14 protein-coding genes are annotated in these 13319 nt (G+C 57.4%); 4 read left to right on the forward strand and 10 right to left on the reverse strand.

Features of this window, described 5'->3' with window-relative positions:
* Entirely contained in the window at nucleotides 1-552 is a 552-nt protein-coding gene (gene moaB, locus ACSQ3H_RS20765; protein WP_436118786.1) for a molybdenum cofactor biosynthesis protein B, read from the forward strand.
* 3 nt (nucleotides 553-555) lie between these two features.
* On the opposite strand, the gene ACSQ3H_RS20770 is transcribed toward moaB, so the two are convergent.
* Nucleotides 556-1098, reverse strand: a complete 543-nt coding sequence (locus ACSQ3H_RS20770; RefSeq protein ID WP_436118787.1) for a glycosyl transferase family 2 — start codon at nucleotides 1096-1098, stop codon at nucleotides 556-558.
* A gap of 114 nt (nucleotides 1099-1212) precedes the next feature.
* Here ACSQ3H_RS20770 and ACSQ3H_RS20775 point away from each other — a divergent pair, with 114 nt between their 5' ends.
* Both ACSQ3H_RS20775 and ACSQ3H_RS20780 read left to right on the forward strand, forming a co-directional pair.
* On the forward strand, nucleotides 1213-2364 hold the full coding sequence (locus ACSQ3H_RS20775; protein ID WP_436118788.1) for a PA0069 family radical SAM protein: 1152 nt from the start codon (nucleotides 1213-1215) through the stop codon (nucleotides 2362-2364).
* Nucleotides 2365-2530: 166 nt separating this feature from the next.
* On the forward strand, nucleotides 2531-3190 hold the full coding sequence (locus ACSQ3H_RS20780) for a ribonuclease HII (protein WP_436118789.1): 660 nt from the start codon (nucleotides 2531-2533) through the stop codon (nucleotides 3188-3190).
* Between the two features lie 473 nt (nucleotides 3191-3663).
* Here the strand turns inward: ACSQ3H_RS20780 and ACSQ3H_RS20785 are convergent, their stop codons facing one another.
* The 9 genes from ACSQ3H_RS20785 to ACSQ3H_RS20825 all read right to left on the reverse strand — a co-directional run bounded on the left by ACSQ3H_RS20785 (nucleotide 3664) and on the right by ACSQ3H_RS20825 (nucleotide 12116).
* Nucleotides 3664-4149, reverse strand: a complete 486-nt coding sequence (locus tag ACSQ3H_RS20785) for a F0F1 ATP synthase subunit B (RefSeq protein WP_436118790.1) — start codon at nucleotides 4147-4149, stop codon at nucleotides 3664-3666.
* Nucleotides 4150-4160: 11 nt separating this feature from the next.
* Nucleotides 4161-4799, reverse strand: a complete 639-nt coding sequence (locus ACSQ3H_RS20790; protein WP_436118791.1) for a F0F1 ATP synthase subunit B — start codon at nucleotides 4797-4799, stop codon at nucleotides 4161-4163.
* Nucleotides 4800-5021: 222 nt separating this feature from the next.
* A complete protein-coding gene (locus tag ACSQ3H_RS20795; RefSeq protein ID WP_008125314.1) occupies nucleotides 5022-5249 on the reverse strand; it encodes a F0F1 ATP synthase subunit C in 228 nt (75 codons plus the stop codon).
* Nucleotides 5250-5319: 70 nt separating this feature from the next.
* Nucleotides 5320-6072: a F0F1 ATP synthase subunit A gene (locus ACSQ3H_RS20800; protein WP_436118792.1), complete on the reverse strand. Its 753-nt coding sequence runs from the start codon at nucleotides 6070-6072 to the stop codon at nucleotides 5320-5322.
* Nucleotides 6073-6121: 49 nt separating this feature from the next.
* The gene (locus ACSQ3H_RS20805) at nucleotides 6122-6532 is read right to left on the reverse strand and encodes an AtpZ/AtpI family protein (protein WP_436118793.1); all 411 of its coding nucleotides are present in this window, start codon (nucleotides 6530-6532) and stop codon (nucleotides 6122-6124) included.
* A gap of 1408 nt (nucleotides 6533-7940) precedes the next feature.
* On the reverse strand, nucleotides 7941-9113 hold the full coding sequence (locus ACSQ3H_RS20810) for a cell wall hydrolase (protein ID WP_436119523.1): 1173 nt from the start codon (nucleotides 9111-9113) through the stop codon (nucleotides 7941-7943).
* 118 nt (nucleotides 9114-9231) lie between these two features.
* Nucleotides 9232-10701 carry a ribosome biogenesis GTPase Der gene (gene der, locus ACSQ3H_RS20815; RefSeq protein WP_436118794.1) on the reverse strand — a complete coding sequence of 490 codons (1470 nt, stop codon included), beginning with the start codon at nucleotides 10699-10701 and terminating at the stop codon, nucleotides 9232-9234.
* A gap of 22 nt (nucleotides 10702-10723) precedes the next feature.
* Nucleotides 10724-11404 (reverse strand): tetratricopeptide repeat protein, encoded by a 681-nt coding sequence (locus tag ACSQ3H_RS20820; protein WP_436118795.1) that lies wholly within the window; start codon nucleotides 11402-11404, stop codon nucleotides 10724-10726.
* A gap of 130 nt (nucleotides 11405-11534) precedes the next feature.
* Nucleotides 11535-12116 (reverse strand): NnrU family protein, encoded by a 582-nt coding sequence (locus ACSQ3H_RS20825; RefSeq protein WP_436118796.1) that lies wholly within the window; start codon nucleotides 12114-12116, stop codon nucleotides 11535-11537.
* 154 nt (nucleotides 12117-12270) lie between these two features.
* On the opposite strand from ACSQ3H_RS20825, the gene ACSQ3H_RS20830 reads away from it, so the two are divergent.
* The gene (locus tag ACSQ3H_RS20830; protein WP_436118797.1) at nucleotides 12271-13308 is read left to right on the forward strand and encodes a polysaccharide deacetylase; all 1038 of its coding nucleotides are present in this window, start codon (nucleotides 12271-12273) and stop codon (nucleotides 13306-13308) included.
* Nucleotides 13309-13319 lie beyond the last annotated feature (11 nt).

Genomic DNA, 13319 nt, shown 5'->3' on the forward strand with positions numbered 1-13319 from the left:
TTGGCTCGTATCGATGAGACACGCCCCTTTGTACCGGTCAAGATCGCCGTTCTAACGGTTTCCGATACGCGCACGCTCGAAGACGACAAGTCAGGAAGCACCCTGGCAGAGCGGCTCCTCGCCGCCGGCCATACATTGGCGGAACGCGCCATTGTCACCGATGATCGGACGAAAATTCGAGATCGCGTGCTTTCCTGGTCAAAGGACCCGCAAATCGACGTGATCATTACCACTGGTGGCACTGGCTTTACCGGCCGTGACGTAACGCCTGAGGCCCTGGAACCGATCTTCGAGAAGCGCATGGATGGCTTTTCCGAAGTGTTCCACCGGATTTCCTATGACAAGATCGGTACATCGACAATTCAATCGCGGGCGACTGGCGGCGTCGTCAACGCGACCTTCGTCTTCGTGATTCCGGGCTCGCCGGGTGCCTGCAAGGACGCCTGGGATAATATTCTGCAGTATCAGCTGGATTATCGGCACATGCCATGCAATTTCGTTGAGATCATGCCGAGGCTGGACGAGCATCTGAAGCGCAGCGGCAAGGGCTAAGCCTTATTTCAAATCGGCCGGAATGATCTCTGCCCGAAGCCGTTTCATGGCAAGGCCGCGCGCTATATCAACCGCCCTCTTGCCGGGACTGAACAATGCCATGGATTGGCGCTTCGAAATAAGCAGCCCATCGGCCAAGGGATTGCCTGGGGAGAACACGCGGCTGAGAAATGGCCTGCGGTGCGTGTGCGACCGGGTGAAGCAAGCAGGCCCCTGCATGCGTTCTGCATGAACCGCAACGGGTTCGATCCACCCATCCAATAGTCTCGCGCCCGGTTCGAGAAACAGGAACCATTCGCTACGCGCGCGCCTGAACCCGTCGATCAAAGTCTGATCCTGCAGAAAGATGCAGCCGGCCGCATCGGCAACGCGATGGGTCTGATCGACAGAACCGTGATCAATGATGATCACATCGCTCAAAATGCCTTCGACAGCCCCTCCCACCAGACCGCCGAGCGTTCTGGCCAAAGCCTCATCCGAATTTTGGGTTTCAATCAGGACGGAAATCATCAGGAGCCAATATAGTATTATTATAGGAATTTCCATCACTCCTTTTGGCGCAGATTGTTCTTGCTTTGTTCTCAAACTTTGCTAGGAATACATTCATGTTGCGGCTGTGGCGAGCGACTCGTTTCGCTCCTTGCCAAGGAGAGAATGCAAATGAACATCGTGGTGCAAGCAGACAAGGCGGCCTTCGGACAAGGCCGGGCACAACATGCCAATGCTTTGATCGAGGAAGCCGGTCTGCGGATCGATCATGAGCGCCGTCGCGGCCGTGGCGCCGGTATCAATCCAACAGGCAGGTTCGAGGCCGAAAGCCGCCATGTCTACGATGATGGCTGGGAAACCATCGAGGATCTGCCGCCTTTCAAGACTGAAGTTCAGATCGAAAAGCCGCGCACGATCATCACCCGCAATGACTCGCCGGATATCGGCTTCGACCGTTCGATCAATCCCTATCGTGGCTGCGAACATGGCTGCATCTATTGTTTTGCCCGCCCGACACATACGTATATGGGCCTCTCTGCCGGATTGGATTTCGAGTCGAAGCTCTTTGCCAAGCCTGACGCGGCGAAGATGCTGGACAAGGAATTGTCGAGGCCTGGGTACGCGGCAAAGACAATAGCAATCGGCACCAACACCGATCCCTATCAGCCGATCGAGAAGAAATGGCGCATCATGCGGGATATCCTTCAAGTGCTGGAAGCGCACCAGCACCCCGTTGGAATCGTTACAAAATCCGCATTGGTGATGCGCGATCAGGACATTCTGGCGCGTATGGCCGAGAAAGGTCTCGCCAAGGTAGCCCTGTCGGTGACGACGCTCGATGGAAAGCTGGCGCGCACCATGGAGCCACGTGCCTCGACCCCAACGCGGCGTCTGCAAGCACTTCGCAGTCTGTCGGACGCCGGTATTCCGGTCAGTGTCATGGTGGCGCCAATCATTCCCGGGCTGAACGATCATGAGATCGAGCGTATCCTCGACAGCGCCCATGCGATGGGCGCGCTGGAGGCTGGTTATGTGCTTTTGCGCCTGCCACTGGAGGTCAGTCCGATCTTCAAGGAATGGCTGCTGCGCAACTATCCGGATCGCTATCGCCACGTCCTGTCGCTGGTGCGATCGATGCGCGGCGGCAAGGATTACGATGCGGAATGGGGCAAACGCATGCGCGGCGAAGGGCCCTATGCCTGGCAGATCGGCAGGCGGTTCGAGATAGCGGCCAAACGGCTCGGCATCAATGTGAACAAGCGGCGGCTGCGCACTGATCTGTTCGAGGCGACCCCCGGAAGCGAACAATTGTCGCTGTTGTAAGCGCCTTGACGTGACAATTGCGAAAGTTTTTGGATGGATTGGCAGTAAAATCAATAACTTACTTCCGTCAGGCAGCCCCCCCTCAGCCTGACGTGACCCTGGCGTCCGCCCCATCTGCGCCAGGGGACTTGCAGAGAATCAGAGCGAATGCGAGGCTCGTCGCAACATGGCTCGATCGCGTTCTGATTCTCTGCTTCTTCCTATCGAACCTGGCAAACCGGATTTTGTCAGCGAGCGGAAACTTATGCGCAGCGGGATTGAGTTTATCGTCGGTATTGACGAAGCCGGGCGCGGCCCGCTGGCGGGGCCGGTGGTGGCTGCTGCTGTCATTCTGAATCCAAAGAAAATCCCTGACGGTCTCGACGATTCGAAGCGGCTGACAGCGCAACGCCGTGAGGAACTGTTTGATATCATTACGGAAACAGCGCTCGCTTGCGCGGTGTCGAGCATTTCTGCGCCAGTGATCGATGCAACCGATATACTGAAGGCTGCACTTGAGGCGATGCGACGGGCTGTATGCGGTTTGGCAATCCTTCCGGGTCATGCGCTCATCGATGGCCGCGATGTGGCGCCTGGGCTTCCCTGCCCTGCCACGGCGCTTATCAAGGGCGATCAGCGTTCCGTATCGATCGCTGCCGCATCTATCCTCGCCAAGGTGACACGCGACCGGATGATGGCGCAGACCGGCAAATACTTTCCGCTTTATGGTCTGGAAATGCACGCCGGGTATGGGACGGAGTTCCATCGCAATGCCATGGAGGCGCATGGTCCGGTGGTGGGCCTGCACCGTTTCAGTTTTTCACCGCTCAAACAGCGCCAAGCCTAGAGCGGTTTACAGTCATATTGAATCGTTCTGCCGGAGGGAATTTGGTTCAAGGTCGAGGGGTTTGGCGAGGCCGATGTTTACCCATCGGACGAAGCCGAAGCCCGATGGGTTTGGCCCGAATTCACCCGGCCCTTCGGGTTTCCGGCTGGCGGCCACCCACTTTGTCAGGCGGCATCGGACGATGGAAAGGCATCGGCCTCGCCACCTTCCGCGTGGATTGTCTCGCCATCCGAGAAACAGAACTGATCCAATATGGCTGCAAACCGCTCTAGTATTCAACTCGGCACCACTAAATTTCACTCAGCGGTTGAAATTCTTGCACCAGAATCGCACTTTCTTGCGTAGGAATCGCGAACTCTTGTGCGAGATTCAAAGATTTCTGCGTAAAACGTCTGCGAGATTCAGATCGACGTGAAATTTTCCAAAAGAAAGCCGCCTTTTGGCGGCTTCGTGGAAGTTCGATTTTCCCGTTCTCAGTTAAGGCGGGATTTTACTTCAGTCAGTGATGACTTGAAGAAGTCAGCCGAGGTCTTGGCATCCACCTTGTCGGCAAGGATGCGGCTGGCCGCGGCAACGGCGATATCGACGGCAGAGGCACGGACTTCGTTGACAGCCTCAGCTTCGGCCTGGGCGATCTTCTGCTCTGCAAGCCGGTTGCGGCGGGCAACATATTCTTCGGTTTTCTGCTTGGCTTCCTCGAGCATGCCATGCGCTTCACGCTGGGCAATGGCAACGATTTCGGTTGCCTCCTTCTCGGCTTCCTTGCGCTTGCGCTGAAACTCCGCGAGCAGGGATTGTGCTTCTTCGCGCAGGCGACGAGCTTCTTCAAGCTCGTCGCGGATCTTATCCGCGCGACCGTCGAGCGACTTGCCAACGACGGCCGGAACCTTGAGATAGACCAGCAGTGCTAGGAAGATAACGAGGCCAACGAGGGCATAGAATGTTGCGTCGAATTCCATTGTGATTCTCCTCAGCCCCGAACGGCTTTGACGGCGGCGGAAATGCTTGCCTTGTCGATGCTTCCGCCGAGAATCTTCCTGACGATCTCGGTTGCGGTATCTTCCGCAATCGTTCCGACTTCGTTCATCGCCTTGTCCTTGATGGCGGCAATGCTGGCTTCGGCTTCGCTCAGTTTCTTCTCGAGAGCCGCCGAGACCTCCGCCTGTTCCGCGTCGGCTTTCGCCTTGGCTTCATCGCGGGCTGTCTGGGCAATGCTGCCGGCCTTTTTCTTGGCGTCTGCAAGGTCCTGCTCGTAAGCAGCAAATGCTTCGTCCGATTCCTGCTTCATACGGGCGGCCTGGTCGAGATCGGTCGCGATACGATCACGCCGCGTCTCGATAATGCCGCCGATACGCGGCAGGATCACCCGCGACAGGAACAGGTAGAAAACGGCAAACGTCAGTGCCAGCCAGAGAATCTGCGATGCGAAATGGCTGGAATCAAAGGGCGGGAAAACGCCTTGCTGATGCGGCACACCGGTTTCGGTATGCGTCTCAGTGGCATGGGCATCAGGCGCCGCGCCCGGGGCAGCGGTTTCGGCTGCGCCGTGGGTGTCGGTCTGAGCGAGTGTTTCCGTTGTGGATGCGGCGTAGGCCGATGACACAAACATGTGTTGTCCCCTTTAAAGACCTTTGCCAATCCACCCTGACGGTCATCCGATGCGATTTTCTGCGCTTCCGGTGCTCATGGACCCAAAAGTCCACTGCGCTCCGGTTCTCGAAAAATCACACCAGCTGCCTCATCAGGCTGAATTCTCAAATGGTCTCTGGCATGGTTCTCAAATCAATATACTGGCCACGCAAAACGCAGCCAGTATCAGGCGCCGTTCAGATTAAACAGCGAAGAGAAGCAGAAGAGCGATGAGCAGCGAGAAGATGCCCAAAGCTTCGGTAACGGCAAAGCCGAATACCAGGCGGCCGAACTGGCCATCAGCTGCTGAAGGGTTGCGCAACGCACCGGAGAGATAGCTGCCGAAGATATTGCCGAGGCCGAGGGCCGTTCCAGCCATACCAAAACAGGCAAGACCTGCGCCGATGTACTTTGCTGCTACCGGATCCATATTAAACTCCTTTGGATAGAATCGTTATTGATAGATTGCGTTTGGCGGAAACCCGCCGGTGAAGTTTTTCTTAGTGACCGCCGGGATGGACTGCGTCGTTCAGGTACATGCATGTCAGCACGGTGAAGACGTAGGCCTGAAGGAAGGCCACCAGGAATTCGAGACCGGTCAGCGCCACCGTCATCGCGAGCGGCAGGACCGCGCCACCGACACCGAGCGCACCGAGAGCACTCAGCGAGGCAACGAAACCTGCGAACACCTTCAGCGTGATGTGGCCGGCAAGCATGTTGGCGAAGAGACGAACCGAAAGGCTGATCGGGCGGGAAAGGAACGAGATGATTTCAATCGGCACCACTAGTAAAAGCAGCAGCGCCGGCACACCGGAAGGCACGAACACGCCGAGGAATTTGAAGCCATGCTTGGCAAAACCATAAGCAAGCACGGTACCGATAACCAGGACTGCAAGTGCAAAGGTGACGATGATCTGGCTGGTGACAGTAAAGAAGTAGGGGAACATGCCAAGCATGTTGGCGACGAGCACGAACATGAACAGCGAGAACACGAACGGGAAGAACTTCATTCCGGCACTGCCAGCCGATTCGCGCAAGGTCGACGCGACGAATTCATAGGCCATTTCCGAAACCGACTGCAGGCGAGTCGGAATGAGACCGCGGTTGGAAGAGGTCAGATAGAGAAAAGCAGAGGCAACGCCAATCGTTGCAACCATAAAGGCCGACGAGTTGGTGAAGGATAGATCAATTCCACCCAGATTAATGGGAATCCATTTGGTGATATGGAATTGATGAATCGGATCGTTGGACACTCTAACCTCGTCTCTCTTGCATCATTCCCGCGGACATCATCCGCAAGATCTATTCCGGTTTGTCGCGTTCGGCGTCCTTGATGGACTGCACACCACGGTTTTCCGCCACACGTCCCGCAGAGCGCAGGATATTCAGCGTTCCAGCACAAAAACCAAGGAGGAGCAGGATGATAAGCCCCCAAGGTGAAGTACCCAAAAATCGGTCAGCTAACCAGCCCAACCCCGCACCGACCAGAACGCCGGCGATAAACTCGCTCGACAGCTTCATGGCCTGCGCGACACCGGAGGCGGTTTCCGTCCCCTTGTCGTCCGAACCGGCCTTGCGTGCTGCCCCTCTGGAAACAAGCTTTGCTTCCAACGAGCGGCGACGGCTCTCCAGTTCCTCCGAAGTCAGCATCTTCCCGGCATCCGGCGTGCTACCGACAGAACCTGACTTATCGGGATCCTTACCCGTTGCCAATGGCATGTCCTTTACACACTGAATGCGGGGCTTCACCCCCGCTTCGAAGTCGCGCGCAACATATTGTTACGATCCGCGCTAGTCAAGGCGCAGACCTTCGAGTCTCAAGGGTAATTTTCGTGGTGAGATTCAATATGTTAGCCAAATATGACTATATGTCTCACCTCCAGAGGTAAAAATCCCGATCCGAATCCGGGCGCTTCGCCCCGTGAAGAGAAGTTTTCACGCAACAGGCAATTGGGCAGATGCCTTAATCCAAGCCACCACGCCGTTTGACTCAACCCTGCGTTTCTTGCGAGTCGCATCCGTTCCAACAGTAAATGAAAATTGGACAGTACTATTGGATTTGAGGGCTGAAGCAGGAAGCACCGAGCCAGCCGGTGCATCGAAGGGATGGCCGCTTCGACCTTTGGGCAAAGGCCCTGCCCTCAATTCTGGAGGTGAGCGATGTGGTATAAGCCATTGAGCGTCACCCTGATAATGAAAAGGACCCGGACAGGCTGGCAAGTCATGTTCCGGGTCCAATTCAGATAATCAGGAACGGGGGACGGGCGAAAGCTCGTTCCCCACTCCAGAAACAATATAGCAGCTTTCCCGCTGTTTCCAAGCGCGTGAAAAATCAAATCCAGCCACCGTCCATGATGCATACTGACCGATCGCATTCACTCAACCCTGCGTTTCTTGCGGGTCGCAGTGTTCCAACCGTAAATGAAAGCGGACAGAATTTTGGAGTTTGAGGGTTAGAGCAGAAAGCACCGAGCCAGCCGGTGCATCGAAGGGATGGCCGCTTCGACCTTTGGGCAAAGGCCCTGCCCTCAATTCTGGAGGTGAGCGATGTGGTATAAGCCATTGAGCATCACCCTGATAATGAAAAGAACCCGGACTGGCTGGACAATGTCGATCCGGGTTCAATTCAGATAATCAGGAACGGGGGACGGGCGAAAGCTCGTTCCCCACTCCAGAAACAATATAGCAGCTTTCCCGCTGTTTCCAAGCGGCCAGAACTCCAATCCAGCGACTGCAATAGAAGACTTACTAGCTGATCTTGTCCACTCAACCCCGCGTTTCTTGCCAGTCGCATCGTTCCAACCGTAAATGAAAACAAACAGCATCTTGGAATTTGAGGGTTAGAGCAGGAAGCACCGAGCCAGCCGGTGCATCGAAGGGATGGCCGCTTCGACCTTTGGGCAAAGGCCCTGTCCTCAAATCTGGAGGTAAACTATGTGGTACAAACCATTTAGTATTGCCCTGATTATGAGAAAAACCCGGACGAGCTGGTCATGGACCGTCCGGGTTCAATTCAGATAATCAGGAACGGGGGGCGGGCGAAAGCTCGTTCCCCACTCCAGAAACAATATAGCAGCTTTCCCGCTGTTTCCAAGCGCCTCGAATTCCCTGCGCCTGAAATTCAGATCCAGCCGCCACCATAGGTGCGGTAGAAGATATGCTGGCCGATCCTATCGATGCGCTTCATCGTGTGCGCCCACATCGCCCGCACATAGACTGCATGATAGTGCGTGGCTGAGCCAATCTCGGGAAGGAAGATGCGGCCGGACGTGACGGCCATGGCGACTTCCTGCGCCACTTTCCATTGCCTGGGCTCGGTTACATTAAGTTTGCGTCCTTCGCAGGCAAAGGAGAACTGGCAGCGGTTGATCCAGTCGTCGTTCTGGTAGACGACCTTGCAGATGGTTTTCGGATAGGCGGGATTGCGCACGCGATTGAGAATGACCTGTGCGACGGCGGCCTGACCTTTGACGCTCTCGCTTCTCGCCTCAAAATAAATGGCGGTTGCAAGGCATTTCTGTTCTTCCTTGCTGAAGACGACCGGAGGCAAGGGCGTCGCAAGCCAGTCATGGTCACCGGCGCCGAGCTGCGGAATAAAGCGGCCGGGGAGTTTCGGTTCGTTCAAGATTGTGTCGAACGGAGATGTCTTGGAATAATCCGGCGCCGCAGGTGCATAGCCAAGCGCAAGCACGTCTGGCTGATTGTTGTTGACGAGGCTTGCCAGCATCGGCGGGATATCCTGCGCAGGCTTATCGGGAACGCGATTATGGAAGGCGAGTGCGATCTGAAATTCCTGGCCGGCGATCTTCGGCTTGGCGAAGGCCATCTCGACCTCGACCCCATGGGTCGGGCGGATCAGCATGCTCTGGCGCTGCAGGATCGAACCTGCGCTGAAGGCCTTTGGCGGCGCCTTCTTGCTGATCGAGACAATACGTCCCTGCTTTTCAGCGCGGTTGATACGATCTTCATCGGGCGTCGCGCCCGGTGCTTTCTGCGAGCCGTTGATGACGATCGGGCCAATGCCGGGGGCATCGATGCCGCTCGCAGGAACGCTGGACGTGATTGCCTTGTCGTCGACGAAGGACATATTGGCCTTCTGGATCGAACCGGCCGGCGATTTTTCCAGATAGGAGGTCCAGCGGCCCTGCCCGGATTCGGAGCCCGACAGCATGCTCGCCATGTCCTGGTAGGCGGTGACTGTCGGCGAGAGCAAATAGATCGCCGCTCCGATGACCAATGGACCAATGATATTTCGATCTGTCCGATTCTTCAGCCGGGAACCTGCCCGCAACAACCCAGAGAAACGCACGCCGATACCCCACTCACAACCGAACAATTCTGGTCGTAAAAATGAAGCATTAACCTTGATGGAGGGTTAACGGAGCGGGGAGAATGGTAGTAAAACCGTCCCCCTACCGCTTCTTCTTTGCCCGTCCGGCAAAGGGATTGTCCGAGGTACGAAGCACAAGCCGGATCGGTACGCCCGGCATCTCGAAGGTCTCGCGCAAGCCGTTGGACAGGTAGCGGACATAGGATGTCGGGAACGCATCGGGACGTGAGCAGGAAATCACGAAGCCCGGCGGGCGTGTCTTCACCTGCGTGATGTACTTGATCTTGAGCCGGCGTCCGGCAACGGCGGGAGGCGGATGATGCGCCGTCACACCTTCCATCCAGCGGTTGAGACGGCCGGTGGAAATGCGGCGGTTCCAGATTTCGTCCGTCGTGGCGACTGCCGCCATCAGCTTGTCGATGCCCTGATTTCGCTCGCCGGAAATCGGCACGGCTCTGATGCCGCGTATCTGCGGCAGAAGCCGCTCGGTCTTTTCGCGCAGATCGGCCAGCACCATCTGGCGGTTCTCGACGAGGTCCCACTTGTTGAATGCGATGACCGGCGCACGGCCCTCGCGGATGATCAGATCGGCGATCTGCAGATCCTGCTTCTCGAACGGGATCGTCGCATCGAGCACAATGATGACGACTTCGGCAAAGCGGATGGCGCGCAGTGCATCGCCGACGGAGAGCTTTTCCAGTTTGCCCTGCACGCGCGACTTGCGGCGCAGACCCGCTGTGTCGAAAAGCTTGATCTTGCGGCCGTTCCACTCCCAGTCGACGGAAATGGAATCGCGGGTGATACCGGCTTCCGGCCCGGTCAGCAGGCGATCTTCGCCCAGCATCGTATTGACCAGTGTCGACTTACCCGCATTCGGGCGGCCGACAATGGCAATGCGCAGCGGCTTCGACGCATCATAGGCAGGGACATCCTCGGCATCGGGATCGTCTATGTCGTCTCCGATGAGTTCATCAAGCGAACGGGGAACGGCGGGAATGGTGACGGCAACGGAATCGTCCGTTTCATCCTTTTTATGCTCGTCGGGGAAGACACGTTCTTCGCCCATGATTTCGACGATGGCATCGCGCAGGTCCGGAAAGCCCTGGCCGTGTTCCGCTGAAATCGGCGTCGGCTCGCCGAGACCGAGCGCATAGGAATCGTACATGCCGGATTCGGCACCGCGCGCTTCGGCCTTGTTGGCAACCAGGATGACCTTCTTGCCAGAGCGGCGAGCCAGATCGGCGAAGGTGACGTCCGTCGGGGTGATGCCTGCCTTGGCGTCGACAAGGAAGAGGATGAGATCGGCTTCGCCAATGGCGAGCTCGGTCTGGGCGCGCATGCGGCCTTCGAGCGATTCGCTGTCGACCTCTTCGAGACCCGCCGTATCGATGACATCGAACTTCAGATCGTAGAGCTTGGCGCCATGGACGCGGCGATCGCGGGTGACGCCGGGAAGGTCGTCGACGAGTGCGATCTTGCGGCCGACAAGCCGGTTGAACAGCGTTGACTTACCGACATTCGGACGGCCGATTATTGCGACGGTAAAGCTCATCGGCTCAGAATTCCTATTCTCTTCAGCCGGCGGCAGCGGCAGGTGTGGCGCCCGTGCTCTTCAAAAGGTCGAGCATCGTTTCGGCGAACTGACGGACATTGGCCGGTGCAGCCTGATCGTCGGAAATCTGCTGGAACAGCTTGGTTGCGTCTGCACCACGGCCGGCCTTCCAGGCGGCGAGGCCGAGCGCTTCGCGGGCGGAATGGCGCATGGGATTGCTGTCGGAGGACAGCTCTTCGACGCGGGACGCTACATCATCATAGGAGCCGGTATCGACGAGGATGAATGCCGCGCGGAGGCGCGCAAGGTCGCGAATGGCCTGCGGAACAGAGGTATCGGCGGAGACCTTGTCGAAGGCTGCAACCGCACCGGCGAGATCGCCTTTCTGTGCGATGACACCGGCAGCACGCATGCGCGCCAAGACCGGATACGCACCGTAGCCATCCTTCTCCAGCTGATCGAGGGTCTTCAGCGCTTCGTCGTTCTTGCCGTCGCGGACAAGGTTGAGCGCAGCGAGAAACTGATCGCCGGATTGCGAGGCCTGCTTTTCCGTCCAGTATTCGTAGAAGGCAAAGACGCCGGTGCCGACAACGACGGCGACCACGGCGCCGATCAGCAGCGAGCCGTAGCGCTTCCAGATTGCCTTCACCTTGTCGGAGCGCAGTTCCTCATTTACCTCACGGAAAAAGCCGTCGTCAGTCATGGTGCCTCTTGGGTCGCCTTACGCCACCGGATCAATTGATAGACGCGCGGACGCAATTGCCGCCTGCGCATGGAATAGGCGCTTTTAGTCGGAAACTCTGCAGGATGTAAGTGGTAAACGAAAATTAGCTCTACATCGGTTGAACGCCGATCAAAAGCACATGCAATTTCCACACGAAGAGCGCGTAGAACACCAGCCCAACGACAATGCCGATGATGTCGTTGGAGACCGGTCCGGGGACGATATAGGGCGCAGCCAGCCCTGCCCGCTCCTGTCGCTTGATGGCGATGCGGTCGAGAACCGCCCATGCCAGGAACGAGAGGAACAGGATGAGCGAGGCGAGATCGCCATTGGCGAGCAGGTGCGCCAGTGCCCAGGTCTTGATGGCAATGAGCATCGGATGTTTTAGCGCCGGTTTCATACGGCCAGGCTTGGCGATGAAGAGCCCCAGGAAAATGAAGGCGAACAGCATCAGCAGCGCGGTGACGTGCTTCATCCAGACGGGCGGTTCATAGATGATCGGTGCGTCTACCCGGGCGATGCCGTAACCCCAGACAAGGAGCACGAAGCCGACGAGCGAGATCAGCGAGTAGAGACCTTTCCACCTGCCTTCGCCCCATTGCTCTATTTTGGCGAGACGCCACTCCGGCGCGACGATGCGTACCGAATGAATTCCAAGAAAAACGATGATCCCAAGGACAAGTACCAGCATGACCGCTCTCCCCAATGCAATGGCTGGCGCGAAGATAGACCCATGCGGCACGGGTTAGAAGGCGCATCGCTTGCGGTGGATCGCCGCGTCCGATCATCGCCACAATTCACCTGTAGCGACGAACCTCCCTCCCCGGAGCCGCGTATCAATCATCATGCGTTCGATCTGCACAGTACTCGCCGCGTCCCTCGCGTTCTCGTTGTCCGTGCCTGCATTGGCGAATAGCGGCATCGAACTGCGCGGTTCCATCGGCGCCAAGCCGCAATACGTGCTGATCTCGTTCGATAATTCCGGCAGCAATGAGCTTTGGGACCGCAGCCGCGCTCTGGCGCAGCGCTCCAATGCGAAATTCACCTATTTTCTGTCGTGCGTGTTTCTGATCGACCGCGACGACCGCAAATCCTATCAGGCGCCGAATGAACCCGCCGGACGTTCCAACATCGGCTTTGCCACCTCCAAGGAAGATATCGCCAAGCGCCTCGACAACATCTGGCGTGCCCGCAACGAGGGCAATGAGATCGCCAGCCATGCCTGCGGCCATTTTGACGGAAAGACATGGTCGAAGGCGGATTGGGAACGTGAACTCACCACATATAAACAGGTGCTGAGCGATGCCTGGAGCAAATATGGCAGCGACCCGGAGCCGGAAGGTTGGAAGAGCTTTGTCAACAAGGACATACGCGGGTTCCGCGCGCCGTACCTTTCGGAAAGTCCGGCGCTGCTTTCAGCGTTAAAGGACAAGGGCTATGTCTTCGACGGCAGCGGCGTTTCGCGCGGCCCTGCCCTGCCGCTGCATTCCGGCGGGCTTTATCAATTCGGACTGCCGACGATCGATGAAGGGCCGAAGAACAAGCCGGTCATCGCCATGGACTACAATCTCTTCGTCCGTCATTCGGGTGCGGTGGAGCGCCCCGATCATCTGGACGAGTTCGAAAACCGCGCCTATGACGCCTTCAACGGTGCATTCGAGCAGCAATATGAAGGCAAGCGTATTCCGTTCCAGATCGGCCTGCACTTTACGCTGATGAATGGCGATGCTTACTGGCGCGCGCTGGAGCGTTTCACCAGCGAGGTCTGTGTCAAAGCGGATGTGCGCTGCACGACCTATAGCGAATATCTGAAGGAGACCGGCGGGACCACGCCGGTCGTCGGCGCCGAACTTGTGAAACCGGCAGCGAGCGGCGGTATCTGACCGCCGCCTGC

Origin of the sequence: Phyllobacterium sp. LjRoot231 (assembly GCF_964253365.1) — a bacterium.
Taxonomy (GTDB): domain Bacteria; phylum Pseudomonadota; class Alphaproteobacteria; order Rhizobiales; family Rhizobiaceae; genus Phyllobacterium.

Excerpts from the sequence above, each read along its gene's own strand:
- ACSQ3H_RS20830 (WP_436118797.1), top strand. The coding sequence starts at position 12,271 with ATGCGTTCGATCTGCACAGTACTCGCCGCGTCCCTCGCGTTCTCGTTG.
- ACSQ3H_RS20820 (WP_436118795.1), bottom strand. The coding sequence starts at position 11,404 with ATGACTGACGACGGCTTTTTCCGTGAGGTAAATGAGGAACTGCGCTCC.
- ACSQ3H_RS20825 (WP_436118796.1), bottom strand. The coding sequence starts at position 12,116 with ATGCTGGTACTTGTCCTTGGGATCATCGTTTTTCTTGGAATTCATTCG.
- ACSQ3H_RS20790 (WP_436118791.1), bottom strand. The coding sequence starts at position 4,799 with ATGTTTGTGTCATCGGCCTACGCCGCATCCACAACGGAAACACTCGCT.
- ACSQ3H_RS20785 (WP_436118790.1), bottom strand. The coding sequence starts at position 4,149 with ATGGAATTCGACGCAACATTCTATGCCCTCGTTGGCCTCGTTATCTTC.
- ACSQ3H_RS20780 (WP_436118789.1), top strand. The coding sequence starts at position 2,531 with ATGGCTCGATCGCGTTCTGATTCTCTGCTTCTTCCTATCGAACCTGGC.
- ACSQ3H_RS20775 (WP_436118788.1), top strand. The coding sequence starts at position 1,213 with ATGAACATCGTGGTGCAAGCAGACAAGGCGGCCTTCGGACAAGGCCGG.
- ACSQ3H_RS20795 (WP_008125314.1), bottom strand. The coding sequence starts at position 5,249 with ATGGATCCGGTAGCAGCAAAGTACATCGGCGCAGGTCTTGCCTGTTTT.
- ACSQ3H_RS20770 (WP_436118787.1), bottom strand. The coding sequence starts at position 1,098 with ATGGAAATTCCTATAATAATACTATATTGGCTCCTGATGATTTCCGTC.
- der (WP_436118794.1), bottom strand. The coding sequence starts at position 10,701 with ATGAGCTTTACCGTCGCAATAATCGGCCGTCCGAATGTCGGTAAGTCA.